Origin of the sequence: Massilia sp. YIM B02443 (assembly GCF_030411955.1) — a bacterium.
GTDB lineage: Bacteria > Pseudomonadota > Gammaproteobacteria > Burkholderiales > Burkholderiaceae_D > Telluria.
The window spans coordinates 257,037-281,263 of sequence record NZ_JASNRA010000002.1; the positions used below are offsets into that span (position 1 = coordinate 257,037).

Here is a 24,227-nt window from a genome sequence, read left to right on the forward strand (position 1 = left end):
ACACGCCTCACATGAAAAATCAGCTCACTGACGGGTCACTGCCGCCGCCCAGCGCGCAGGACCAGCCAGAAGAAGGAAGCATTCAGCCCATACACGAACATGGTCGCGAGGGCGATGCCGTTGATGCCGAGCAGCGGCACCAGGGCGATGTTGCCGGCCACCTTGCCGATGCAGCCGAGGATGCCGGACCAGAAGATCAGTCCGTACCTCCGCTGGCTCAGCGCATAGCTCACCAGCACCATCGACGAGAAATAGAACGGCAGTTGCGGCAAGCCGTAGCGCAGCACCTCGGCCACGATGCGGGTGTCGTCGGCGCTGAACTGGCCGCGCTCGAACAGCAGGCGGATGATGGCGGGCGCCAGTACGTAGCCGGCCAGCATCGCCGCGATGCCGGCCATGAACATCAGGCGCGCCCAATGGGCAGCCACCCCGTACACGCTGCCGTCGCGATCGGCCTTGGAGCGCGAGAACACCGGCAGCGTGGCGCGCGACACCGCGATCGCCGCCAGGCTCAGGATCAGCGACAACACGCGGTTGGCGTAGCCGAGCGTGGCGACCGAGCCGGTGCCGAGCCGCACCGCGTAGAACTGGTCGATGATCACGGTGAAGCTCATCAAGGCCTGGCCGGCCAGCATGATGCCGAAGCCCTGCCAGAACGGGCGCCATTCGGGCGCCGCGCGTGTGAACGCGGGCGCCTCCACTTCGTTGCGGCGCGCCGTCGCCACCAGCAGCGCCAGCAGGTGGAAGGCGCCGCCGACCACGGTGCCCCAGACCAGCGGCCCGATGCCGGGATTGGCGAACGCCAGCACCGCGGCGGCGATGAAAATGGTCGGCACGCAATCGAGCAGCGTGTTCACATGGCGGCTGGCAGACAGCATCCAGGCCGACTGCAGCGCAATCAGCAAACCCAGCGGCAGCAACAGGACCAGTCCTGGCAGCGCGGCCAGCGCCAGCTGCGCCGACTGCGGCGGCAAGCCGCTCTTGCCCGTGACCAGCATGGCGTGCATGCCGAGCCAGGCCAGCACCGCCAGCACCAGCCCCGCCAGCAAGGCGAATCCGAACAGCTCAGCGCGAAAGCGCGGGATAGCGCCTGGCTCGAGCGTGCGCATGCGCGCCGCCAGCGGCACCAGGGCGGCGGTGAGCACGCTGGTCCAGATGCCGATCGGCCACGACAGCAGGTTGTAGATGAACCCATAGGCATCGACCTCGGCCGCCAGGCCATAGCGCCAGGCCACCGCCATTTCCTTGGCCGCGCTCATCATCTTGCCGAGCAAGGTGAACAGCACGACCGTCAGCATGCCCCTGAAGATGGCCGCGTGCTGCGGATCGGCGACCCTGAATCGCGCGCCCAGAGCGTTCAGCGGATTCACATCAACCCCTTGGGCCGCCATTGCCGAGTCACCATGCGCTCGCTTCACGCATTGCTCGACACGGACCCGCGCGCGGCAAGCAGCCCGGCGTCGACCGGCAGGTAATCGGCTGCGGTAGCGCGGTCGTGCATGGCCTGCGCCGGCGCTGCCTGGCGCATCCTGTCGATGTACCAGGGCACGGTGACCCTGAGGCCGTCATACAGGCGGTAGCCGGGCGCGTAGCCCAGCTGGCGGCGGGCCTTGCCGATGTCGGCCTGCGAGTGGCGCACGTCGCCGGGCCGGAACGCGGTGTACACCGGGTTGCGGCTGACGTCGACGCCGTTCGCTTCCAGGATCTGCTTCAGGTATTCGAACAAGCCGTTCAGCGTGGTGGCATCGCTGACGGCCACGTTGTAGATCTCGCTGCCGGTCTCCCTACCCTCCTCGCGCGACACCGTCGCGGCCAGCAGGTTGGCCTGCACCGCATTGTCGACGTAGCAGAAATCGCGGCTGGTATTGCCGTCGCCATTGATGATCACCGGCTTGTCCTCGATCATCGCCGCGATCCATTTCGGGATCACCGCCGCATAGCCGCCATTCGGATCCTGGCGCTTGCCGAAGACGTTGAAATAACGCAGGCCGGTGGCGCGGAAGCCATAGCAGCGCGCGAACACGTCGGCATACAGCTCGTTGACGTACTTGGTCACGGCATACGGCGACAGCGGCCGGCCGATGTTCGGTTCCACCTTGGGCAGGGCCGGATGGTCGCCATAGGTCGAACTCGATGCCGCGTACACGAATGACGCAACCCGCGCATCGCGCGCCGCGACCAGCATGTTGAGGAAGCCGTTGACGTTGGAGTCGTTGCTCACGACCGGATCCTGGATCGAGCGCGGCACCGAGCCGAGGGCGGCCTGGTGCAGGACGTTGTCGACCCCGGCCACCGCGTCCCGGCAGGCGCCGGCATCGCGCACGTCGCCGCGGATGAAACGAAAGCGCCGCCACTGGCTTTCGCTGACCTGGGCGCGCACTTGATCGAGGTTGTGGGCGTAACCGGTCGACAGGTTGTCCAGCCCGACCACTGTCTGATCCAGGCGCAGCAAGGCCTCGAGCAGGTTGGAACCGATGAAGCCGGCGCACCCCGTCACCAGCCATGTTTTCGGATTGCTTCGCAGGTTTGATTGAATCCATTCAAATTTGGTCATGAATTTCTTCCTGTCAGGTTTGCGCTTCGGACCAACAACTCCAGCCGGAACAGGGCTCGGTCAGATCGCCCTGCTCCGGGTTTGCGGCCGCAGGCCGAGGATCACCGCCGGATTGCGGCAGCGTCCCCAGTGCCCGCGCACCAGCCGCATGTACACCGCCACGTAGGCCACGACCTGGACCAGCACCAGCAGCACCGCCATGACCGTGCTGCCGCCGACCAGGATGGCGCTGGTGGTAGCGATCGCGAGCCAGCCGGTGACGAAACAGGCGACGCCGGCATTGCGCATCCAGGGATACCTGTCGGCGCTGATGCGGTGGCAGGCGATGCGGCGATAGAACAGCGAATGCAGGTGCAGACGGTCCGGGGCGCCGACCAGCGCACTGCGCAGCAGCTTGCGGCGATACATGCTGAACAGCACTTCGATCACCGGATAGGCGTAGATCGCCAGGATCTGCCAGGCATTGATCCCGGGATTGCGCACGATGGTGAGCACCGCGATCTCGGCGGCCCAGAAACCGATGAAATAGGCGCCGCCGTCACCCATGAACAGGCGCCCGGTCGGGTAATTGAGCAGCAGGAAGCCGACCGTGGCGCCCATCCCGGCCAACGCCAGCTGCGCCACCAGCAGGTCGCCGCCCTGCCATGCCAGGAACGCGGCGCCGGCCAGCATCACGAACACGGTGCCCCCGGCCACGCCATGGAAACCGTCGACGATATTGATCGAATTTGTGACCCCGACCACGGCGAAGGCGGTCACTGCCAGCGACAGCGGCACCCAGCCGAGCACGCCGTCGAGCACCCAGACGTCGAGCCGCGGCAGGTGCGCGCCCAGCAGCCAGGCGGCCAGCACCGCGCTGACGAACACCGAGCACAGGCGCGTTCGCACCGACACCCGCTTGGTCAGGTCTTCGATGATCCCGGCCAGGAAAGCGGGCGTGGCCGCCAGCACGAACTTGAGGATGATCAGCCGGGTTTCGTCGCGCACGGCGTCCGGGTAGTCGTTGAAACTGCCGAACAGGGCGACCGCGAGCACGCCGCACAGCAAGGCGATGCCGCCGGTGCGCGGCACCAGCATCTTGTGCACTTTCTGGATGCCGCGGACATCGACATCGAACGAAAAGCGTCCGTGCCAGCGTTCGGTGGCGATATTCAGATAACAGACGGCCAGGCTGACCAGCAGTGCAATTGAAAATGTTTCCAGAAGATCCGATGGAAACCACCTTGAAAATGCGAATTCATACCCACGGTAAATCACGCCCTCAACCGCCATGACAAGCTCCAATGGTTAAATCGCCCATGCACAACTACTTTAGCAAAATCGCTGAAGTAAAAAGGTGGGAAAATTCGATCGGTATTGGGCAAGCCAGCGATGTCACATGCCTTTTTATAATCGGTTCATTCAAGAAAATATTCTCGTCCAAAAAAAAATGCCTGCAATATGCAGGCCAATCGGGAATATGAATAAGGACGGTATAAAGAGAGAAATAATGCAGCGCCGTTTGAGGCGCGTGAAACGGCAAGCCGAAACCATTACGGCCGCGGTCAGCTTTCCGTGGATTTTTTCTCTCGCCCATCGTCGCCGGATTCGGTGAGTCCGGCGCCCGCCATCAAGCGCCGCACGCTGTCGAATTCGCGTGCGCCTTGATGGCGTCCGACGATGGCGTTCTTCAACATCGACGCGGCGACGCCCAGCAGCAAGCCGAGGAAGACGGCCATGATGATCCGGGTCGTCAAGCCCATCGTCACCGCCTGGGTCGGCACCTCGGCCTGGTCCACCAGGCGCACGTTGACGTTGTTCGACAGCGCCAGCGCATCGAGCTTGTGGCGCGCATTGAGCAGCGCGATGTTCATTTCGTTGTTGATCTGCTTGTCGCGGTTGACGATCACGATCTCCTGCTGGGCCGAGGCGATGGTCTTGCGCTTGGCCTCGATCGCTTCCAGGTCGCGGTGCAGTTCGGCGATGTGGCGGTTGACGGTCACCACTTCCGGGTGCAGCTCGGCGAAGCGGCTCGACAGCTCCACCCTTCTCTGCTCGCGTTCGGCCAGCTTGGCCTGCAGCGCCACTGCCTGCTGCGCCAGCAAACGGGTTTCCTCGCCCAGGTCGGAGGTGCCGTGCAGGCGCAGCACCTCGTTCAGGCGCGCATCGAGCTTCTGCAGGCGCTGCTTCGATTCCGCCACCTGCTGGTCGTAGAACTGCAGCTGGTTCTTGGCGTCAAACGTCTTTTGCGCCACCTGCTGCTGTATGTATTCCTTGCCGACCGCATTCAGGATGGCGCTGATCAGCTCCGGCCTGGAGCCGCGCAGCGACACCCCGATCACGTTCGACTGCTTGCCGCGTTCGGAAATCGTCAGCGAGCGCTGCAGCTGTTCGACCACCTGGAAGGTGGAGCTGCGCGTGATCACGAACTGCGCGCCCGGCCGTGCGTGGACGGCCGACACCAGCAGCACAATCGGTCCATAGCGGGTCGAGACTTGCGCCACCTGGCCGACCCGCCCTGTCAATCGCACGCCGAGCTCCTCCTGGCCAAGGGTGAACGCGTCGCGCCCGGTGACGCTCAAGACGAACGGCCGCTGCAGCATGGCCTTGGGCACCTCGAACGAAGCCACCTGCACATTGTCCGCGCCCCAGACGTAGCCGCCCTGGCCGAACAGGCCCGGGGTCGAGATGTTGCGGTTCTGCCCGGCGATGCAGGCGCCGACCACGGGAAAGCGTTTCGGTTCCACGCTCATGTCGAGCCGCAGCGAACTGACCACCCGGGTCAGGATCGAGCGCGAGCGCAGGATTTCCACTTCGGTGGCGGCCGGCACGTCGACCTGGAACTCGCCCGAGGGCGGCGCGTTGCGCTTGATCTGGATCAGGATGTTTGCTTCGTACATCGGCGTCTGGATCAGCGCGTAGACGATGCCGAGCGCCGTCACCAGCGCCGCCACGCCCGCGATCAGCCAGCCGTTCCTCAGTATCTCGGCGTAGTGAAAAAAGGAGTCGGACAAGCCGCCGCCGTCCCTGCCCTTCTTGCGCAAGTGTTGCAGATATCGGTTCATGGCGCCGGCTCACGCATGCGGCTGGGCAAAGCGTTCGCTGCAGGAGCGCAGCGCCTCGGCAAACCCGCGCGCCGCCGAGTCCGCAGGCGACGGCCGGCCGAAGTTGAGATACAGGGGCGTGCGGTAACTGCAGCCGCCAGCGACCGGGAGAACGCGCAGTCCCTTGCCGTCGATCTGTTGCTGCACCTGGTGGCGCGGCAGCCAGGCATAGCCGACGCCCTGGCCGAGCACGCTGATGGCGCGCTCGAGACTGCTCACGCTCCAGGAGCGCGCATGGCGCGCCGGATGGCTGGCGGCGTCGGCCGGGAAGTAATCGTTGGCGTCGGAAATCACCAGTTGGCATTGGGTATTCAGGTCATGCAGGGTCAGTTCGCGGCGCAGGCCGAACAGGGGGTTGTCGGGATGCGCCACCGCCACATGCTCGATCTCGATCAGTTCGTCGCCGACGAAGCCGAATGCCATACGGGTGCTGATCGCCATGTCGACCGTGTTGTCGCGCAGGGCCTGGGTGGCCTGCTCGGGCGTGGCTTCCTTGACCCGCAGCCGGATGCCGCGCGCCAGCGCCGAGGTCTTGCGCAGCGCCAGCGTCAGCAGGTCGGCCGGGAAGCTGGGGTCGACCGCCAGCCGGATCTCGGGGCCCCAGCCCTGGCGCAGGTGGTCGGCCAGCTCTTCCAGTTCGATCGCATGCCGCACCAGGTCGCGCGAGCGTTCCAGCAGGATCTTGCCTTCCTCGGTGATGTGGGCCTTGCGGCCTTTGAGCTCGAGCAGCGGCACGCCCAGTTGCTCCTGCAGCTTGGTGACGGCATGGCTGATGGTCGACTGGGTGACGTGCAGGCTGTCCGCCGCGCCGAAAAAGCCGTCGAAGTCGATCACCGCATTGAACATCTTCCATTGCTTGAGGCTGATCCGCAGATTCCTGGCCTTGCCCGCGGCGGATTCCATGGGCGCAGGCAGCGCCATGGCGTCGATCAGTTTTTCGGAATTCAAGGTTCTGCCTAATGGATCATTCATTTTCATGTCGACACCAACCATCCATGAACATACATTGAATATATTGATCTATTAATACTATGCGGATTGAGCGCATGCCATCCGACGAAAACCAGTCGCCGAGTCTTGACACTGCGGGAAAGTGCACCGTTAATGAATATTCCGTGTGATATTTTATTCGCCGATCATTCGGAAAAACTGACCGACATGATCTACTGAGCGGTTCGGCAATTTCCTATTACCAACAACACCGAGGCGGGAATTGCGCGAATGTTTTTCACGACGCGGAGATACCATGAAGTCCATTCCGTTGAACTCATATTAAGAACTACGGCATTCAAACGTCTGCGCACGCTCAAATGATGAATTCAATTGGACTGAATGCGACATAAATTCCTATAAGCAGGAGATTTATGGGAACGTTTTAATTTGAAAACTGCGCGATAAGGCAAGCGGCGTCGCGCACGGCCAGCCGGACTGTCCCTGCGACCGATCAGCATGCAGGACAACGCCACTGGCCTTATCATAGGAGGGCTTCGGCCGGCCTCATTCATCTTTGCCGGCTGGCATCTCAACCTCCAACAAAGGAACACCATGTCCGAAAAACTCGTCATCTCCACCGCCGAAGGCAGCTTCGACTGTTACGTGGCCCGTCCCGACGTCGTCGGCACCTATCCCGTCATCATTGTTCTGCAAGAAATCTTTGGCGTGAACGAAGGCATCCGCAGCATCGCCGACGGCTATGCCGCCAAGGGCTATATCGCGGTGGCGCCGGACCTGTTCTGGCGTAATGCGCCGGGCGTGCAGCTGTGGGAAGGCAACGAGGCCGATGTGGCCAAGGCCTTCGAACTGTACAAGAGCTATGACTTCGACCACGGCGTGCGCGACATCGCCGCCACCATCAGCGCCGCACGCACGCTGGAAGGCGCCAGCGGCAAGGTCGGCGTCACCGGCTACTGCCTGGGCGGCCTGATGACCTGGCTGAGCGCGACGCGCACCGATGGCGACGCCTTCGCCGCTTATTATGGCGGCGGCATCGACCAGTACCTGTCGGAAGCCAACGACATCGGCGCGCCGATCCTGGTCCACCTGGCCGGCGACGACGCCTACATCAAGCCGGATGCCCAGGAGCAGATCAAGGCGGCACTGGCCGGCAAGGCCGACGCCGAAGTGCACATCTATCCGGGCTGCGACCATGCATTCGCGCGTCCGGGCGGCAGCCACCACGACGCAGCCGCGACCCAGCTGGCCAACAGCCGCACCGACGAGTTCTTCGCGCGCACCCTGCGCTGACCGCGCCGTACCGCCTGACGGAAACGGGATGTCCCGGACTGTCAGGCGGCGACGCTGCTGCGCACATTCAGCAGCAGCGTCCTGATCTCCGGCAGGCACGAGCCGCAATTGCCGCCCGCGCGCAGGCAGGCGGTGACGTCCTGCGTGGTCTTGAGCTCCTTGTCGCGGATCGCGGCGCAGATGGTATTGCGCCCGACGCCGAAGCAGGAGCACACGGTCGGCCCCGGATCGGCGCCCTGCGCTGGGGGATGCCCTGCCAGCAGCGTGGCGCGCTCGCGCGGGCCCAGCGTCTCTTGCGCGAACAGTCCGCCCAGCCAGGCGCGCGCCGGCAGGTCCGGCCGGCGCGCCACGAACAGGCAAGCCTGCAACCGTCCCTCCACCAGCAGCGCCGCGCGCAACATCCCTTCCGAGCGGTCCTGGTATTCGATCCAGTCGCTGTCCTCGTCCGCCCCCAGCAGTGCGCGCGCCGCTTCGAACGTCATCGGCTCGCGCCCGCCCAGCTCATAGCGCACGAAACCGCTGCCGCGCACCCGGGTCCAGTGCGCAACCCGTCCCATGTCCAGATCCTCGCGGCTCAACACGAAGCCGTACCAGGCCACGCCGAACGGCTCCACCCGCACCGGCGTGTGCTTGAATTCCGGCTCGCCCGAAACCGGGTCGACTTCAGGATTGACCAACGCGCCGACGCGCGCGTCCGACGCATTGGCGCCGTTCCAGTGGATCGGCACGAAGGCCGCGCCGCGCGCGATGCCGCCGCCGTGCGCCACGCGCGCCACCATCGCGCCCCAGCGCGACGTCACGCGCGCCAGCTCGCCCTCGCGCACACCGGCCAGCAGGGCGTCGTGCGGATGCAGGTCGACGAACGGTTCTGGCGCGTGGCCGGCCAGACGTGGCGACTTGCCGGTGCGCGTCATGGTGTGCCACTGGTCGCGCAGGCGGCCGGTGTTCAGGACCAGCGGATACTCGCCGCCGGGCGCGTGCGCGGGCAGGCGCGGCGCGCTGGCGATGAAGCGCGCCTTGCCGTCCGGGTGGGAGAAGCGGCCGTCGCCGAACAGGCGCGCTGTGCCTGCGCCCTGCGCCAGCACCGGCCACTGCATCGGCGCCAGCGCATCGTAGGCGGCGCGGTCCATGCCGATCAGCGCATCGAGCCGGAACAGCCGATGACAATCGTCTTCTGCATTGCGCCAGGCCGACAGGCGCGCATGCTCGTCGAAGATCTCGTGCGCGCCCGTGTAGTCGAAGCCGGCATGGCCCATGCGCCCCGCCACGCCGCACAGCGCCTGCCAGTCGGCGCGCGCCTCGCCCGGCGCAGGCAGGAAGGCGCGCTGGCGCGAGATACGGCGCTCGGAATTGGTCACCGTGCCGTCCTTCTCGCCCCAGGCCAGCGCCGGCAGCAACACGTGCGCGTACGGCGCCAGGTCGGCGTGCGCGCTCACGTCGGACACCACCACCAGTTCGCAGGCGGCCAGCGCGCGCCGCACCTGGTCGGCGTCCGGCATGCTGACCACCGGATTGGTGGCCATGATCCACACCGCCTTCACCGTGCCCGCCTCGATCGCGCGGAACAGGTCGACCGCCTTCAGGCCCGGCTGGTCGGCCATGCGCGGCGCGCTCCAGAAGCTGCGCACGGCCTCGCGGTGACGCGGATTGTCGAGGTCCAGGTGGCTGGCCAGCATATTGGCCAGGCCGCCCACTTCGCGCCCGCCCATCGCGTTCGGCTGGCCGGTCAGCGAGAACGGGCCCATGCCCGGCTTGCCGATGCGGCCGGTCAGCAGGTGGCAGTTGATGATGGCGTTGACCTTGTCGGTGCCGCTGGTGGACTGGTTCACGCCCATCGAGAACGCGGTGACGATTTTTTCGGTGCGCGCGAACAGGTCATAGAATGCGCGCATCTGGCCGGGGTCGACGCCGCAGGCGCGCGCTACTTCATCGACGTCGCCGCCGGCACGGGCACCCTCCAGCGCCGCGTCGAACCCATTCGTGTGGGCGTCGATGAAGGCGCGATCCGCAACGCCGGCATCGGCCAGGTAAGCCAGCAGCCCGTTGAACAGGCGCACGTCGCTGCCGGGTTTCAACGGCAGGTGCAGGTCGGCCAGTTCGCAGGTCGCGGTGCGGCGCGGGTCGAGCACCACGATGCGCAGCTCGGGCCGCGCCTCCTTGGCTTTGGCGATACGCTGGAACAGCGTCGGATGGCACCAGGCCGCGTTCGAGCCGACCAGCACGATCGCATCGGCCAGCTCGAAGTCTTCGTAGCAGCCCGGCACCACGTCTTCGCCGAAGGCGCGCTTGTGGCCGGCCACGGCGGACGACATGCACAGGCGCGAATTGGTGTCGATGTTGGCGCTGCCGACGTAGCCCTTCATGAACTTGTTGGCGACGTAGTAGTCCTCGGTCAGGATCTGGCCCGAGACGTACAGCGCCACCGCGTCCGGCCCATGTTCGGCGATGATGCGCGCGAAGCCGGCGGCCACCGTGTCCAGCGCCTCATCCCAGCCGGCGCGTTCCAAAGCACCGTCGCGGCGCAGCTGCGGATATAGCAGGCGTCCGTCCAGGCTGAGCGTCTCGCCCAGGGCAGAACCCTTGACGCACAGGCGCCCCGCATTGGCCGCGTGCTCGCCATCGCCTTCGATCAGCGCGCCGCCGCCCTCCAACGGCGTGGCCTTGACGCCGCAGCCGACGCCGCAATAGGGACAGGTGGTGCGGACCGCTTGCGGGATGATCGGCATGAACATGGGGCGTCTTCTTTCTTCAGGCGGCCTGCGCCTCGCATAGCGCGGGACCGAACAACAATCGATCGCGCAGCGCCGAGACGTCGGCGCCGCGCTGAATCAGGTCGAAATACCAGGGGCCGTCAGCGACGTCGCCGTACAGCACCGCACCGGTCAGGCGCGCACCGTCCAGCACCAGCCGCTTGTAGACGCCGGCACGGCGGTCGCGCAGCACCAGGTCTTCAGTGCCGGGGCCACCGACGATGTCGCCGGCCGAGTACAGGTCGATGCCGGTGACTTTCAGCTTGGTGGCGGTGGCCTGCTGCACGTAGCGGCGGTGGCCGCAGCCGGCCAGGTGGGCGGCGCACACGCGTGCCTGGTCCCAGATCGGCGCCACCAGGCCGAAGGTGGCCTTGCGGTGCTGCACGCACTCGCCCACCGCGTACACGCGCGGGTCGTAGCTTTGCAGGGTGTCGTCGACCACGATGGCGCGCTCGACGTGCAGGCCGCAGTCGCGCGCCAGCGCCACGTTGGGGCGCACGCCGGCCGCCATCACGATCAGCTCGGCCGGCAGCTCGTCGCCGTTGGTGAAGCGCACGCCGGTGACTTCATCTTCGCCAAGGATGGCGGCGGTCTGCACGCCCAACAGGATGCGCAGGCCACGATGTTCGAGCGCGGCTTTCAGCAGCAGCGAAGCGTCGCCGTCGAGCTGCTGGTTGAGCAGGCTGCCGGTCAGGTGCACCACCGTGACGTCCATGCCGCGCTTGAGCAGGCCGTTGGCCGCCTCCAGTCCCAGCAGGCCGCCGCCGATCACCACCGCGCGTCCGCCGCGTTGCGCGGCCGCCAGCATGATGTCGACGTCATCCAGGTCGCGAAAACCCACCACGCCCGGCAGCTGCGCGCCCGGCACCGGCACGATGAAGGGTTGCGAGCCGGTCGCCAGCAGCAGGCGGTCGTAGGCGACTTCGCGCCCCGAGCGTGCACGCACGACGCGGCGGCGGCGGTCGATCGCCACGACCGGGTCGCCCGCATAGAGCGTGATGCCGTGCTGTTCATACCAGCTGCGCGGATGCAGCACGATCTCGTCCGCCGTCTTTTCTCCGGCCAGCACCGGCGACAGCAGGATGCGGTTGTAGTTGACGCGCGGCTCGGCGCCGAACACGGTGATGTCGTACATGTCCGCGTCCAGCGCCAGCAGTTCTTCGACCGTGCGCATGCCGGCCATGCCGTTGCCGACCACCACCAGGGAAGGCTTCAGGCCGCGACCCATACCCTGCCCCCGTCGATGCGCGCCGGATAGCTGGCCACCGAGTGCGCCGGCGCTTCCAGGCATTCGCCGCTCTGCAGGTCGAAGTGCTGCTTGTAGATCGGCGACGCCACCACGATGCGCTCGCCGATGCTGCCGACCAGGCCGCGCGACAGCACGGCCGCGTCCGAGATCGGGTCATAATTGTCGATCGCGAACACGCGCGGCGCGGCGTCGCCGACGCGGAACACGGCCACCTGGCGGCCGTTCAGCAAGGCGCAGACGCCGGTGTCGGGCACGATCTCGTCCAGGCTGCAGACGGCGGTCCAGTTGTCGAGTTGAAGATCACGGTGCATGTCGTTCTCCTGAGATTTAGGCGGCGCTGGCGATGGAGATCACGCGGCGGCGTTCTTCGCCCGTGGCCGGACGCACCTGTCCGCGCTCGGGCACGAACACCACGTTGCTGTCGCCCTCCGCGCTGTTGACGAAATGGCGGAAGCGGCGCCGCACTTCCGGATTGGTAACGGCTTCCTTCCACTCGCAGGCGTAGGTGTCGACCACGTGCTGCATCTGCGCCTCGAGTTCGTGCGCGATGCCCAGGCTGTCGTCGACCACCACCGCCTTCAGGTAGTCCAGGCCACCTTCAAGGTTCTCGCGCCAGGTGCTGGTGCGCTGCAGGCGTTCGGCGGTGCGCACGTAGAACATCAGGAAGCGGTCGGTGAGGCGCACCACTTCTTCCTCGGTGAGATTGGAGGCGATGAGTTCTGCGTGACGCGGCTTCATGCCGCCGTTGCCGCACACGTACAGATTCCAGCCCTTGTCGGTGGCGATCAGGCCGACGTCCTTGCCCTGCGCCTCGGCGCATTCGCGGGTGCATCCTGAGACGCCGAACTTGATCTTGTGCGGCGCGCGCAAGCCCTTGTAGCGGTTCTCCAGGGCGATGGCAAAGCCCACGCTGTCGCCCACGCCGAAGCGGCACCAGGTCGAGCCGACGCAGGATTTCACCGTGCGTAGCGACTTGCCGTAGGCGTGGCCGGACTCGAAGCCGGCGGCAATCAGCTCTTCCCAGATGCTTGGCAGCTGCTCGACGCGGGCGCCGAACAGGTCGACCCGCTGGCCGCCCGTGATCTTGGTGTACAGGCCGTATTTCTTGGCCACCATGCCGACCGCGATCAGGCCGTCGGCCGTGACTTCGCCGCCCGGCATGCGCGGCACCACGGAATAGGTGCCGTCCTTCTGGATGTTGCCGAGGAAGTAGTCGTTCGAATCCTGCAGGCTGGCGTGCTTCGGTTTCAACACGAAGTCGTTCCATACCGAAGCCAGGATGTTGGCAGCGGTCGGCTTGCAGATATCGCAGCCCAAACCTTTGCCGTGGCGCGCCAGCAGTTCGCCGAAGTCCTTGATGCCTCCAACGCGCACCAGGTGGTACAGCTCCTGGCGCGAGTACGCGAAATGTTCGCACAGGTGGTTGTTGACCGCCACGCCCAGCTTCTTCAGTTCCGCGTTGAGCACCTGGGTTACCAGCGGCACGCAGCCGCCGCAGGCGGTGCCGGCCGTGGTGCAGCTTTTCAGTGCGGCGACGGTGGTAGCGCCGCCGGCCACCGCTTCGCACAGCGCGCCTTTGCTAATGTCGTTGCACGAGCAGACCTGGGCCGTCGCCGGCAGCTTGTCGACACCAATGGCAGGCCGCGCCGTGCCGGTCTCCGGCAGGATCAGGTATTCCGGCGCTTCCGGCAGCTCGATCCGGTTCAGCATCGTCTGCAGCAGCGTGCCGTAGGCCGCCGCGTCGCCCACCAGCACGCCGCCCAGCAGGTACTTGCCGCAGCTGGAGACCACGATTTTGCGGTAGGTTTGACGACGTTCATCAAGGAACTGATAGCTGCGGCTGCCCGGCGTGACGCCATGAGCGTCGCCGATGCTGGCCACGTCCACGCCCATCAGTTTCAACTTGGTGCTCATGTCGGCGCCCGCGAAGCTTCCTTCCGCGCCCAGCATGTGGCGGGCGGCGGTACGCGCCATGTCGTAGCCCGGCGCGACCAGGCCAAACAACTGGCCATTCCACAGGGCGCATTCACCAATCGCGTAAATAAGAGGGTCCGACGTCAGGCAGCGCTCGTCGATGGCGATGCCCCCGCGCGCACCGATCTGCAGAGCGCAAGCGCGCGCCAGTTCGTCGCGCGGGCGGATGCCGGCCGAGAACACGATCATGTCGGTGTCCAGGTGGCTGCCGTCGGCGAACTGCATGCGGTGCGTGCCGCCCTCGCCATCGACGATGGCCAGGGTGTTCTTCCCGGTGTGCACGCCGACGCCCAGTTCCTCGATGCGGGTGCGCAGCACGCGCGCGCCAAGGTCGTCGACCTGCACCGCCATCAGGCGCGGCGCGAACTCCACCACGTGCGCGTCCAGGCCCAGGTCGCGCAGCGCCTTGGCGCATTCCAGCCCGAGCAGGCCGCCGCCGATCACGACGCCGGTACGCGCGCGCGCTCCACACTCCCGCATCGCTTCCAGGTCTTCGATGGTGCGGTACACGAAGCAGTCCTTGCGATCCGCGCCCGGCACCGGCGGCACGAACGGGTAGGAGCCGGTGGCCAGCACCAGGCGATCGTAAGCGACAGACGAGCCGTCCGCCAGCGTCACGCTGCGCGCCGCACGGTCGATCGCCACCACCTTGCTGCTCAGGCGCAGCACCAGGTCCTCGCGCTCGAAGAATCCGGGCGTCACCAGCGACAGGTCGTCGGCGCTCTTCCCGGCGAAGAATTCGGACAGGTGCACGCGGTCGTAGGCCGGGCGCGGTTCCTCGCCCAGCACCGTCACGCGCAGGTCGCTACGGCCGCTGGCGGCCAGGGTTTCGACGAATTTGTGGCCCACCATGCCGTGGCCGATGACGACGATATGCATTTCGCTGCTCCTTGTGTTCATGCCGCGGCCGGGGCGCCGATGGCCGCCTTGCTGCCGAAACGCGCCGCCACCGCGCACAGGCTGGCCACCAGCACCAGGCCGCCCAGGATGGACAGCGTCTGCTTGATGTCGCCGGTGCCCTTCATCAGGAAGCCGGCCGCCACCGCGCCGACGTTGCCGCCGGCGCCGACGATGCCGGCCACGCCGCCCAGCGCCTTGGGCGCCACGAACGGCACCAGCGCATAGGTGGCGCCGCAGGCCATGTGGGTGAACAGGCCGAACACCAGCATCGCGATCACGGCGAACGCCACGCCATCGGCCCCGGCGAACCACAGCAGGCCGAGGCCCTCGCCGATCATCAGCACGAACAGCACGGTGACGCGGCGATTCAGGTCGCCGTTGGCGGCGGCGCGGTCCGACAGCCAGCCACCCAGGGCGCGCGCGAACAGCGCCAGCAGGCCGAAGCTGCCGGCCGCCATGCCGGCCTGCGCCAGCGACAGGTCGAAGTGCTCGACGTAGTACACGGCGGCGATGTTGTGGATGAAGATCTCGATGCCGAAGCAGGCGCCGTAGGTGACGAACAGCAGCCAGGCGCGGTGGTTGCGGCAGCCCTCGACGAAGCTGGCCCAGCCCCCCTTGCTGCCGCCCTCCGGCATCTGGCCTTTTTTGCGCAGCTCGTCGTAGTTGCCGGCCGGGCAGTCCTGCGTATAGCGCCAGTAGAAGAACGCCATCACGATCATCATCACGCCCGGCACCACCAGCGCCACGCGCCAGCTCATGGCCTGGCTCACGCCCAGCATCACCACGGCGGTGAGCAGCAGCGGCATGATCGCCTGCGCCGCGCCGCCGCCGGCGTTGCCCCAGCCGGCGGCGGCCGCGTTGGCGGTGCCCACCACCTTGGGTCCGAACATGACCGAGGTGTGGTACTGGGTGATCACGAAGCTGGCGCCGACCGCGCCGATGCCGAGGCGCGCCAGCAGGAAGGTTTCGTAGCTCTGCGCCATCGCCACACCCAGCACCGGGATCGATCCGAGCAGGAGCAAACCGGTGTAGGTCTTGCGCGGCCCGTAGCGGTCGCACAGCGGCCCCACCAGCAGCCGCACGAAGATGGTGATCGCCACCGCCGCGATGTTGATGTTGGCGATCTGCTCCACGCTCAGGCCGAACTCGCCCTTGATGACCGGCATCAGGGGCGCGCAGGCGAACCAGGCGAAGAAACAGATGAAGAAGGCCACCCAGGTCAGGTGGAAGGCGCGCATCGGTGCGCCCGTGAACGAGAAGAGCTTGATGCTGTCCGCTTTGCCGGCCATGTCGTTTCCTTTGAAGGATGCACGTAAATAAGCACTGCACGTCGAAAACAAAAAGGCGTCCGCGCTCCTGCCGTAAGAAGCAGAGAGCTGCGGACGCCTTTGTCCTGTGCCGGCCCCTCGTTAGGCCGGCGCTGAATTGAAGAGGATCGCCGTTGATCCTGTCAGGAATAAGTGCAAGAGCCGTGCCAGCGAACGGTTACTGGGACCGTACTGGCAACGCACGGCCGGCATGCTGCATCGCGGTGCACCATTCCCCAGAATGATGCACGCGCGCGCACCGGTTCAAGATCCGGGCGCGCCCGGGTCAACCGAATGCGCCGGTTGAATACGCCGCCGGATCGCTGCCGTCCCACACCCGTCCGTCGATCAGGGTCGAGCTGCGCAACACCTCGCCTGGCAGCGCCACGCCGGCGCGCTCGGCCGCCTCGCGGTACAGGTCGATGCGGTTGACCTGCCCGGCCACCGCGCGGTAGTCCGGCGCTTCGTCCTGGGACAGTCCCCAGCGCCGGTGCTGGGTCATGAACCACATGCCGTCCGACAGCCACGGGAAGTTGGCTTCGCCGTCGGCGTGGAAGCGCAGGCCGTTGTGGCCCCGGCCTTGCCAGTGGGCGTCATCGGCATGGCGCCCGGCCAGGCAGAACTGCAGCGTCTCGCGCGACGCGTTGACGTAGGCCGGGCTGGCCAGCACCTCGGCCGCCGCCTCGCGGTTGGCGCGCGAGGCGTCCAGCCAGCGCGCCGCTTCCAGCAAGGCGGCGATCACGGCGCGGCAAGTGTTGGGATGGGTCGCGGCGAAATCGGCGCGGACGCCGAGCGCCTTGCCCGGATGGTTCGGCCATACCTGTTCGCTGGATGCGGCCAGGATTCCGGCGCCGTCGCGCAGCGCGCGCTGGCCCCACGGCTCACCGGCGCAGAAGCCATCCATGTGGCCGGCCGCCAGGCTGGCCGCCATCTGGTTCGGCGGCACCGTCACCAGCCGGCAGTCGCGCAGCGGATCGACGCCGGCGGCGGCCAGCCAGTAGGACAGGAACATCGCGTGGTTCCCGGTCGGGAAGGTATGGGCCAGCGTCAGGCGCCGCTGCTCTCCGTGCGCTTCTTGCACCAGGCGCGCCAGCGCCGCCGGGTCCTGGGCCGCCGCCGCCAGCGCGCGCGACAAGGTGATGCCCTGCCCGTTCTGGTTCAGGTTCATCAGCACCGCCATGTCGCACTGCTGGGTGCCGATGCCTGCCTGGACGCCGTACAGCAGGCCATACAGCACCTGGGCCGCATCGAGCTGCTGGCCCAGCAGGCGGTCGCGCATGCCGGTCCAGGACATCTCGCGGCTGAGCGCGAAGCGCACGCCATATTGTTCGTCGAAGCCCAGTACCGACGCCATCACCAGCGGCGCGCAGTCGGCGAGCGGCATGAAGCCGATGCGCACGGTTTCCAGTTCGGGACGGTCGGTGCCGGCGATCCAGGCGCCTTTGCCTGCCAGTGTCATAAGTCTCCTTTTGTTATATAGAGGCGGTGCGTTCAGCCCAGCAGGTCTTCCACATCGATCAGGCGCTGGGCGACCTCGGCCAGCTTCAAATTCTTGTTCATCGCCAGCGTGCGCAGGCGCGCGAAGGCCTGCTCCTCGGTCAAGCCGTGACGCGCCATCAACAGCCCTTTGGCGCGGTCGAGCACCTTGCGCTCCGCCAGCTTCTGGCGCGCGTCGCTCAATTCGTCCAGCAGGCGCTGTTCGCGCCGGAAGCGCGCCAGCGCCACGTCCAGCACCGGTTTCACCCGTTCGGCCTGCAGCCCGGCCACGATATACGCCGACACGCCGGCTTCCAGCGCCGCATCCATGCTGCTCGGCGCGTCGTCCTCGGTGAACATCACGATCGGCCGGCGCGCGGCGCGGGTGGCGATCACGATGTGCTCCAGCACGTCGCGCGCGTCGGACTCGCTGTCGGCGATGATCAGGTCCGGCTGCAGCTGGGCGATGCGCTCGGGCAGGAACACGTCGGCCGGCAGCGAAGCGACCAGGTCGTAGCCCGATTCCAGCAGGCCGATGCGCAATGCCGTGCTGCGCCGGGCCTGGGCGGCCTGGGCCTGATCCGGGTCTGCGCCCACGAGTGTGGCGGAAAACACGACAACGATCCGCAAGGGTGGCGAGGGCTTGTCTGGCGATTTCATGTCCTTCTGTTATGCAAGATTCGCACCACCTACCGGCGGTCACAATCGACCATGCCCTTCTTATATATTTACCGATGCTCAAGATATACGCCGGAAGCATATCTTGCTCGAGAGCAACTTAACAATTATTCGCGATGGTGATCGTAGGAATCATCAATGGAAAGTTCGTTTATGACGCGGGCCTCCCTATACTGCAACGCAACAACGACATTATTCATTTAGGAGGTCAATCATGACTGCAGCCATCAAACGCATCAGCTTCTTCGCCGCCGCCATCGCGGCCGTCAGCAGCTTCTCGCAAGAACTCTACGTCGCCCACGGCGGCTACGCTCCGGCAGTGCGGGGTTAATCACATGCACCCGCTCGAATACCTCACCGTTGCTCTGGCTGTCGTCGCCGTCGCCGCTCGCGTCGCCATGTTCCTGCCGCGTCCGCCGAAAGGCCCGTTCAAGGCAATCTAAGCTGTTCGGAACTACCTGACGCTGCAGCGCAACACGCTGCTCCGCGTCCGCATTCTTCTCGCGCCGGCCGTACGCACGTACCGCCGGCGCTTGTGTTTACAGCAAAAAAAACCTTCCCCGATCCGCTCGTCGCGTTGGCAGCCTGCGCTAGAATGCACCTCGCATTTCTGGCAAGAAAGCCATCCTTCCATTGAGAGACCCGACGATGCGACCACCTGCTTTGACCTTATCGACCCTGTTCGCCGCGCTGATCGCGCTGCCGGCAGCGGCCGCCCCCACGCCGATCACCCTCGACCAGGCCATGTCCAACCCCGACTGGATCGGCACCCCGGTGGAAGCCGCCTGGTGGAGCTGGGACGGCAAGCAGGTGTACTACAAGCAGAAGCGCACCGGCTCGCCCGTGCGCGACACCTGGCTGGCCGCGGCCGGCAAGCCGCGCCTGGTGGCGGACGCCGAACTGGGCAAGATCGACAGCGCCGACGTCACCTATGACCGCGACCACAAGCGCATGCTGGTGCTGCGCAACGGCGACCTGTTCGAACGCGACCTGAAAAGCGGCGCCCTGACCCAGGTCACGCGCGGCGCCGCGCGCCTGGAAGCGGTGCAGTATTCGAGCGACGAGCGCGCCGTGCAATACCGTATCGGCAGCGACTGGTACGTGTGGGACCGCGCCACCAGGGTGGTCGGCCCGGCCGCCCTGCCGCGCGCCGCCAAGGACCCGAACGCGCCGGAAGACGATAGCTACCGCGCCACCGAACTGCGCCTGATCGGCCACCTGCAGCGCCAGAAGGACGACCGCGACGCCCTGCGCGCCCGCAGCGACGAACTGCGCCGCGTCGACGCCTCGATGGCCCCGACCCCGGTCTACTTCGGCGACAAGGTCACCATCGAAGGCAGCTCGCTGTCGCCCGACGGCCGCTGGCTGCTGGTGGTCACCCAGGCCAAGGGCGCCGACAAGGGCCGCGCCGGCAAGATGCCGCGCTACGTGACCGAATCGGGCTACGAGGAAACCGAAGACGTGCGCGTGCGCGTCGGCCGCAACATGCCGGTGGCGCAGCAACTGAAACTGGTCGACCTGCGCACGAATCGCGTGCAGGACATCGCGTTCGATGCACTGCCGGGCATCGCCGTCGATCCACTGGCCGACCTGCGCGCCGCCGCAAAAAAAGACCCGCTGAAGGGCAACCGCCCGGTGCGCATCGCCGACGGCGCCGACGCCATCGAATGGAGCGCTAACGGCGCCAGGGTCGCCGTGATGGTGCGCGCGGTCGACAACAAGGACCGCTGGATCGCCGGCGTCGACCTGGCCGCCGCCAAACTGCAGCCGCTGCACCGCCTGAGCGACAAGGCGTGGGTCAACTACGACAACGCCGAGTTCGGCTGGCTGCCGGACAACCGCACGCTGTGGTACCTGTCCGAGGAGAGCGGCTACTCGCACCTGTACACCCAGGACACCGCCGGCAGCAACGCCGCACGCGCCCTCACCAGCGGCAAGTGGGAAGCCAGCGACGTGCGCTGGACTCACGACGGCGGCACCGCCTACATGCTGTGCAACCGCGCCACCCCGGGCGACTATGAAGTCTGCGCCGTCAACGCCAAGTCGGGCGCGCTGCGCGAAGTGACGCAACTGGACGGCGTCGAGAAATACACCTTGTCGCCGAACGAGAACCAGCTGCTGGTGCACTGGTCGGCCAGCTACATCCCGGTGCAGATCGCGACCGTGCCGGCATCCGGCGGCGCCGCGACCAAGCTGACCGACACCCGCTCGCCCGAATTCAAGGCGCGCGAGTGGATCGAGCCGCAGTACGTGGCGGTGCCGTCCAGCGCCGGCGGCGACCCGGTATGGGCCAAGCTGTATCGTCCGGCCCAGCTGGATCCGAACAAGAAGTACCCGATCGTGATGTTCGTGCACGGCGCCGGCTACCTGCAGAACGTCAGCCGCCGCTACTCGAACTACTTCCGCGAGCAGATGTTCCACAACCTGCTGGTGCAGAAGGGCTACGTGGTGCTGGACATGGACTACCGCGCCTCGAAGGGCTACGGCAGCGCATGGCGTACCGCGATCTACCGCCAGATGGGCCACCCGGAACTGGACGACTACCTGGACGGCGTCAAGTACATGGTGGGTCAGCAGCAGGGCGACGCGGCCAACGTCGGCGTGTACGGCGGCAGCTATGGCGGCTTCATGACCTTCATGGCGCTGATGCGCGCACCCGAGGTGTTCAAGGCCGGCGCCGCGCTGCGCCCGGTCACCGACTGGACCACCTACAACCACGGCTACACCGCCAATATCCTGAACACACCCGACATCGATCCGGAGGCGTACAAAAAATCGTCGCCGATCGAGTACGCCGCCAACCTGAAGGGCCACCTGTTGATCGCGCACGGCATGATCGACGATAACGTGTTCTACCAGGACTCGGTGCGCATGGCGCAGCGCCTGATCGAGATGAAGAAGGACCACTGGGAGCTGGCCAGCTACCCGCTCGAGCGCCACGGCTACGTGCAGCCGGAAGCGTGGTACGACCAGTACCGCCGCATCTACCAGCTGTTCGAGCGCACGCTGAAACAGCCCGCCGGGCAGTAACAAGGTAAGATCGAGGCGCCCCGCGGGGCGCCTTTTTTCATTGCCAATCGTTGTTACGCATGCCGATGCCACGCTCGAACACCACCATCTTCGTCGCCACCCTGCTTGCCGCCACCCTGCCGGCGCACGCCTTCCAGACCGCGGATCCGAACTTCAAGGGCTTGCCCGGCGGCGGCGGACTCGATGCGCAGCGGGTGATGGAAATGCGCTATGGCGAAGCCGCCAAGGCGGCGCCTGAAGTTTCAAAGCCCTCATCATCGGCGCCTGAATCGTCGGACGCGCCGTCCGCGCCAACGCCATCGTCAGCAGCGCCTGCGCGCGAAGCGCCGGCCTCGCGGCCGATGCCGGCCGCCACGGCGGCGCGCGTGAAAGGCGCGCTCGCCACCGTCTGGATCGAGCGCAGCGGCAAGGCCGACGAGGCCCGCGTCCCGGTCACCTTCGGCCAGGTCTTCGCACCCGGCGCCCTGCCGCGCGGCGCGCGCCTGGCCGGCAAGCTGGCCGACGGCGACTCGGTAGCCCTGCAGACCGACGTCAAGGCGCGCCACGCGGATGGCTCGGTACGGCACGCGATCGTGTCCGCCATTCTGCCGGCGCCGAAGGACAAGCCGATTGCGCTGGGACTGATGAAGGTCGACGGCGCAGCGAATGCATCGAAAGACGACGCCAACGTCGCTGCCCTGCTGCGCGCCGGTCTCACCGCCAGCGTGAAAGCGACCGTCGACGGCATGGCCTACGGCGCCTCGCTCGACAAGCTGCTGGCGCGCGGCAAGCCGGTGGCCTGGCTGGCCGGCCCGGTGGCGCACGAATGGCAGGCCAGCGCGCCGCTGGCGACAAGCGACGGCAAGGAACACCCGCACCTGGCGGCGCGCTTCGCGGTGCGCTGGTATCCGGCGCTGAAGAAAGCGCGGGTCGACGTCACGGTCGAGAACAACTGGGCCTTCGAGCCGGCCCCGCAAGCCTTCACCTACGACACCGAAGTCACGGTGGGCGACAAGCGGGTGTACGCGAAGAGCGGCCTGAAACACTTCCACCACGCGCGCTGGCGCAAGGTGGCGTGGTGGGGCGGCGAACCGGCGCTGTACCTGCGCCACGACCCGCGCCAGCTGATCGACACGCTGGCGCTGCCCAACTACGACCCGGCGCTGCGCATCAGCGACCGCGCGCTGGCCAACCTGTCCTCGCGCTGGGAAGGCGAACGGATCGAGCCGATGGGCGTCGGCCTGGCGCTGCCGGGCATGCCGACCACGGGCGGACGCATCGATATCGGCCTGCTGCCAGGCTGGGCGGTGATGCATTTGCTGAGCATGGACCCGCGCGCGGCCACCGTCAGCATGGGCACCGCCGACCTGGCCGGCAGCTGGTCGATCCACTACCGCGACCGCCGCACCGGCAATCCGGTCAGCCTGCTCGATTATCCGTACATGACCATCGTCGGCAACATGTCGGACACGCGCAATCCGGCCACCGGCAAGCACGAGAAATTCCCGGCCTGCGCCCGGCCGGACGCCTGCAAGAGCGCCAACTTCCATGACACCTCGCACCAGCCGAATTTCGCCTACTTGCCCTATCTGCTCAGCGGCGACTACTACTATCTCGAAGAGCTGCAGTTCTGGGCCCAGTACAACGCGTTCTGGTCGAATCCCAACTACCGCGAGCACCGCAAGGGGCTGCTGAAACCGGGCCAGGTGCGCGGCCAGGCCTGGTCGCTGCGTTCGCTGGCGGAGGCGGCCTACATCACGCCCGACGGCCATCCGCTCAAGCCGCACTTCACCGAGATCGTCAACAGCAACCTGGATTGGTACAACGCCGAATACCCGAACAACCCGGACGCCAATGCGCTCGGCTTCATCGCCGGCGGGCCCGCCATCGTGTACCGCAAGGCCACCGCCCTGGCGCCGTGGCAGGACGACTTCTTCACCCAGGCCGTCGGCCACGCGGCCGATCTCGGCTTCGCCAAAGCCAGGCCGCTGCTGCGCTGGAAAGCAAAATTCCCGGTGGCGCGCATGACCGGCGAAGGCTTCTGCTGGATCGACGCCGCCAACTACAACCTGCCGGTGCGCGAGGCGGCCAAGGCGCCCTACTTCAAGACCATCGCCGAAGTATTCCGCGCCAACCGTGCGCCGGAAGTCGTGTCGCTGCCCTGCGGCAGCGGCGAGATGGCCGCGGCGCTCAAGCTGAAGGTCGGCGAAATGAGCGGCTATGCCAGCTCGGCGATCGGCTATCCGTCCAACATGCAGCCGGCGCTGGCGTATGCGGCCGATGCGCTGGGCGAACCGGGCCGCAAGGCATGGAGCAAGTTCATGGCACGCGCGGTGAAGCCGGATTACAGCGGGGCGCCGCAGTTTGCAATCGTGCCGCGGGGTGAAGCGGATGCCGACTGAGGTTCCACAGTTTTTCCAAGCCTGCGTGGGTTGGGCCGCGGATTCATCGAGACCCTGGATCAATATGAAATTCATCGTCAATCACCGCCTGGCTGTTCTCTTTGCCGGATGCGTGTTGCAGTCGGTAGCCACGGCCGCCGATGTCGTTCCCCTCACCTTCATCAATTCGCTTCCTTTCGCCACCGTCAAGATCGGCGCCACGGCGTCGCAGCTCATGATCGATTCGGGCGGCTCGCTCGGCATCTCGATCCCGGAGCAGACGATCAAGGACGCGGGCTCGGTGCAACTGCTGGAGCAAACGACCAGGTTCCGCGACCTGGGTGGACAGGTATACGAGGTCCAGAACCTGGTCGCCAGACAGGTCACGGTCGGAAAGACCGAACTTGGCCCGGTCGAAGGCCGGGTCCATGTCCAGTGGGGCGGTGCGCCGGAGGGACAGGACGCGGCACTGACGAAGGCGCGGCAAGCCGGCGCGATGGATCTTGCGGCATTCGGAAAGCGCCCGGTCATGTTCGATTACCGTCTGGGGTCGCTGTCGGTGTATGAGCCGGGCGAAGGGCCGCAGACCGGTCAGCCAGGCTGACAGGAATTACGCCTCGAA

The 24,227-nt window shown here is 66.5% G+C and carries 16 protein-coding genes; 4 read left to right on the forward strand and 12 right to left on the reverse strand.

The genetic code is table 11. From position 1 onward, the window contains the following. Nucleotides 1–35: 35 nt before the first annotated feature. The 5 genes from murJ to QPK27_RS03450 all read right to left on the reverse strand — a co-directional run bounded on the left by murJ (nucleotide 36) and on the right by QPK27_RS03450 (nucleotide 6,585). Nucleotides 36–1,370, reverse strand: a complete 1,335-nt coding sequence (murJ, locus tag QPK27_RS03430) for a lipid II flippase MurJ (RefSeq protein WP_290416801.1) — start codon at nucleotides 1,368–1,370, stop codon at nucleotides 36–38. A gap of 44 nt (nucleotides 1,371–1,414) precedes the next feature. Further along, a complete protein-coding gene (locus tag QPK27_RS03435; protein WP_290416802.1) occupies nucleotides 1,415–2,554 on the reverse strand; it encodes an NAD-dependent epimerase/dehydratase family protein in 1,140 nt (379 codons plus the stop codon). Between the two features lie 60 nt (nucleotides 2,555–2,614). Continuing rightward, nucleotides 2,615–3,826, reverse strand: coding sequence for a glycosyltransferase (locus QPK27_RS03440; protein ID WP_290416803.1), 1,212 nt, complete (start codon nucleotides 3,824–3,826; stop codon nucleotides 2,615–2,617). A 272-nt stretch (nucleotides 3,827–4,098) separates the two neighbouring features. Continuing rightward, nucleotides 4,099–5,598 (reverse strand): Wzz/FepE/Etk N-terminal domain-containing protein, encoded by a 1,500-nt coding sequence (locus tag QPK27_RS03445; protein ID WP_290416804.1) that lies wholly within the window; start codon nucleotides 5,596–5,598, stop codon nucleotides 4,099–4,101. Nucleotides 5,599–5,607: 9 nt separating this feature from the next. Next, nucleotides 5,608–6,585 (reverse strand): LysR family transcriptional regulator, encoded by a 978-nt coding sequence (locus QPK27_RS03450; protein WP_290416805.1) that lies wholly within the window; start codon nucleotides 6,583–6,585, stop codon nucleotides 5,608–5,610. Nucleotides 6,586–7,182: 597 nt separating this feature from the next. Here QPK27_RS03450 and QPK27_RS03455 point away from each other — a divergent pair. Beyond that, complete coding sequence (locus QPK27_RS03455; RefSeq protein WP_290416806.1) at nucleotides 7,183–7,881, forward strand: dienelactone hydrolase family protein; 699 nt, start codon at nucleotides 7,183–7,185, stop codon at nucleotides 7,879–7,881. 41 nt (nucleotides 7,882–7,922) lie between these two features. Here QPK27_RS03455 and QPK27_RS03460 read toward each other — a convergent pair whose 3' ends face one another. The 7 genes from QPK27_RS03460 to QPK27_RS03490 all read right to left on the reverse strand — a co-directional run bounded on the left by QPK27_RS03460 (nucleotide 7,923) and on the right by QPK27_RS03490 (nucleotide 18,197). Then, the gene (locus QPK27_RS03460; protein ID WP_290416807.1) at nucleotides 7,923–10,613 is read right to left on the reverse strand and encodes a nitrate reductase; all 2,691 of its coding nucleotides are present in this window, start codon (nucleotides 10,611–10,613) and stop codon (nucleotides 7,923–7,925) included. A 16-nt stretch (nucleotides 10,614–10,629) separates the two neighbouring features. Then, a complete protein-coding gene (locus tag QPK27_RS03465) occupies nucleotides 10,630–11,859 on the reverse strand; it encodes an NAD(P)/FAD-dependent oxidoreductase (RefSeq protein WP_290416808.1) in 1,230 nt (409 codons plus the stop codon). Continuing rightward, a complete protein-coding gene (gene nirD / locus QPK27_RS03470) occupies nucleotides 11,844–12,191 on the reverse strand; it encodes a nitrite reductase small subunit NirD (protein ID WP_290416809.1) in 348 nt (115 codons plus the stop codon). Before nirD ends, QPK27_RS03465 begins: the two co-directional genes overlap by 16 nt. 16 nt (nucleotides 12,192–12,207) lie before the next feature. Beyond that, the gene (gene nirB / locus QPK27_RS03475; RefSeq protein WP_290416810.1) at nucleotides 12,208–14,733 is read right to left on the reverse strand and encodes a nitrite reductase large subunit NirB; all 2,526 of its coding nucleotides are present in this window, start codon (nucleotides 14,731–14,733) and stop codon (nucleotides 12,208–12,210) included. Nucleotides 14,734–14,750: 17 nt separating this feature from the next. Beyond that, a complete protein-coding gene (locus QPK27_RS03480) occupies nucleotides 14,751–16,043 on the reverse strand; it encodes an MFS transporter (protein WP_290416811.1) in 1,293 nt (430 codons plus the stop codon). Between the two features lie 304 nt (nucleotides 16,044–16,347). Beyond that, nucleotides 16,348–17,520: a CmpA/NrtA family ABC transporter substrate-binding protein gene (locus QPK27_RS03485; protein WP_290416812.1), complete on the reverse strand. Its 1,173-nt coding sequence runs from the start codon at nucleotides 17,518–17,520 to the stop codon at nucleotides 16,348–16,350. A 32-nt stretch (nucleotides 17,521–17,552) separates the two neighbouring features. Further along, nucleotides 17,553–18,197: an ANTAR domain-containing response regulator gene (locus QPK27_RS03490; protein ID WP_290416813.1), complete on the reverse strand. Its 645-nt coding sequence runs from the start codon at nucleotides 18,195–18,197 to the stop codon at nucleotides 17,553–17,555. 666 nt (nucleotides 18,198–18,863) lie between these two features. Here QPK27_RS03490 and QPK27_RS03495 point away from each other — a divergent pair. From QPK27_RS03495 to QPK27_RS03505, 3 genes are all read left to right on the forward strand, one after another. Then, nucleotides 18,864–21,245, forward strand: a complete 2,382-nt coding sequence (locus tag QPK27_RS03495) for a prolyl oligopeptidase family serine peptidase (protein WP_290416814.1) — start codon at nucleotides 18,864–18,866, stop codon at nucleotides 21,243–21,245. 65 nt (nucleotides 21,246–21,310) lie between these two features. Then, nucleotides 21,311–23,626 (forward strand): hypothetical protein, encoded by a 2,316-nt coding sequence (locus tag QPK27_RS03500; RefSeq protein WP_290416815.1) that lies wholly within the window; start codon nucleotides 21,311–21,313, stop codon nucleotides 23,624–23,626. A gap of 64 nt (nucleotides 23,627–23,690) precedes the next feature. Beyond that, on the forward strand, nucleotides 23,691–24,209 hold the full coding sequence (locus QPK27_RS03505; RefSeq protein ID WP_290416816.1) for a hypothetical protein: 519 nt from the start codon (nucleotides 23,691–23,693) through the stop codon (nucleotides 24,207–24,209). The last annotated feature ends 18 nt before the right edge of the window (nucleotides 24,210–24,227 follow it).

Coding starts and splice junctions, on each gene's coding strand:
- QPK27_RS03435 (WP_290416802.1), bottom strand. CDS start 2,554: ATGACCAAATTTGAATGGATTCAATCAAACCTGCGAAGCAATCCGAAA.
- QPK27_RS03440 (WP_290416803.1), bottom strand. CDS start 3,826: ATGGCGGTTGAGGGCGTGATTTACCGTGGGTATGAATTCGCATTTTCA.
- QPK27_RS03445 (WP_290416804.1), bottom strand. CDS start 5,598: ATGAACCGATATCTGCAACACTTGCGCAAGAAGGGCAGGGACGGCGGC.
- QPK27_RS03455 (WP_290416806.1), top strand. CDS start 7,183: ATGTCCGAAAAACTCGTCATCTCCACCGCCGAAGGCAGCTTCGACTGT.
- QPK27_RS03460 (WP_290416807.1), bottom strand. CDS start 10,613: ATGTTCATGCCGATCATCCCGCAAGCGGTCCGCACCACCTGTCCCTAT.
- QPK27_RS03465 (WP_290416808.1), bottom strand. CDS start 11,859: ATGGGTCGCGGCCTGAAGCCTTCCCTGGTGGTGGTCGGCAACGGCATG.
- nirD (WP_290416809.1), bottom strand. CDS start 12,191: ATGCACCGTGATCTTCAACTCGACAACTGGACCGCCGTCTGCAGCCTG.
- nirB (WP_290416810.1), bottom strand. CDS start 14,733: ATGCATATCGTCGTCATCGGCCACGGCATGGTGGGCCACAAATTCGTC.
- QPK27_RS03480 (WP_290416811.1), bottom strand. CDS start 16,043: ATGGCCGGCAAAGCGGACAGCATCAAGCTCTTCTCGTTCACGGGCGCA.
- QPK27_RS03485 (WP_290416812.1), bottom strand. CDS start 17,520: ATGACACTGGCAGGCAAAGGCGCCTGGATCGCCGGCACCGACCGTCCC.
- QPK27_RS03490 (WP_290416813.1), bottom strand. CDS start 18,197: ATGAAATCGCCAGACAAGCCCTCGCCACCCTTGCGGATCGTTGTCGTG.
- QPK27_RS03495 (WP_290416814.1), top strand. CDS start 18,864: ATGCGACCACCTGCTTTGACCTTATCGACCCTGTTCGCCGCGCTGATC.
- QPK27_RS03500 (WP_290416815.1), top strand. CDS start 21,311: ATGCCACGCTCGAACACCACCATCTTCGTCGCCACCCTGCTTGCCGCC.
- QPK27_RS03505 (WP_290416816.1), top strand. CDS start 23,691: ATGAAATTCATCGTCAATCACCGCCTGGCTGTTCTCTTTGCCGGATGC.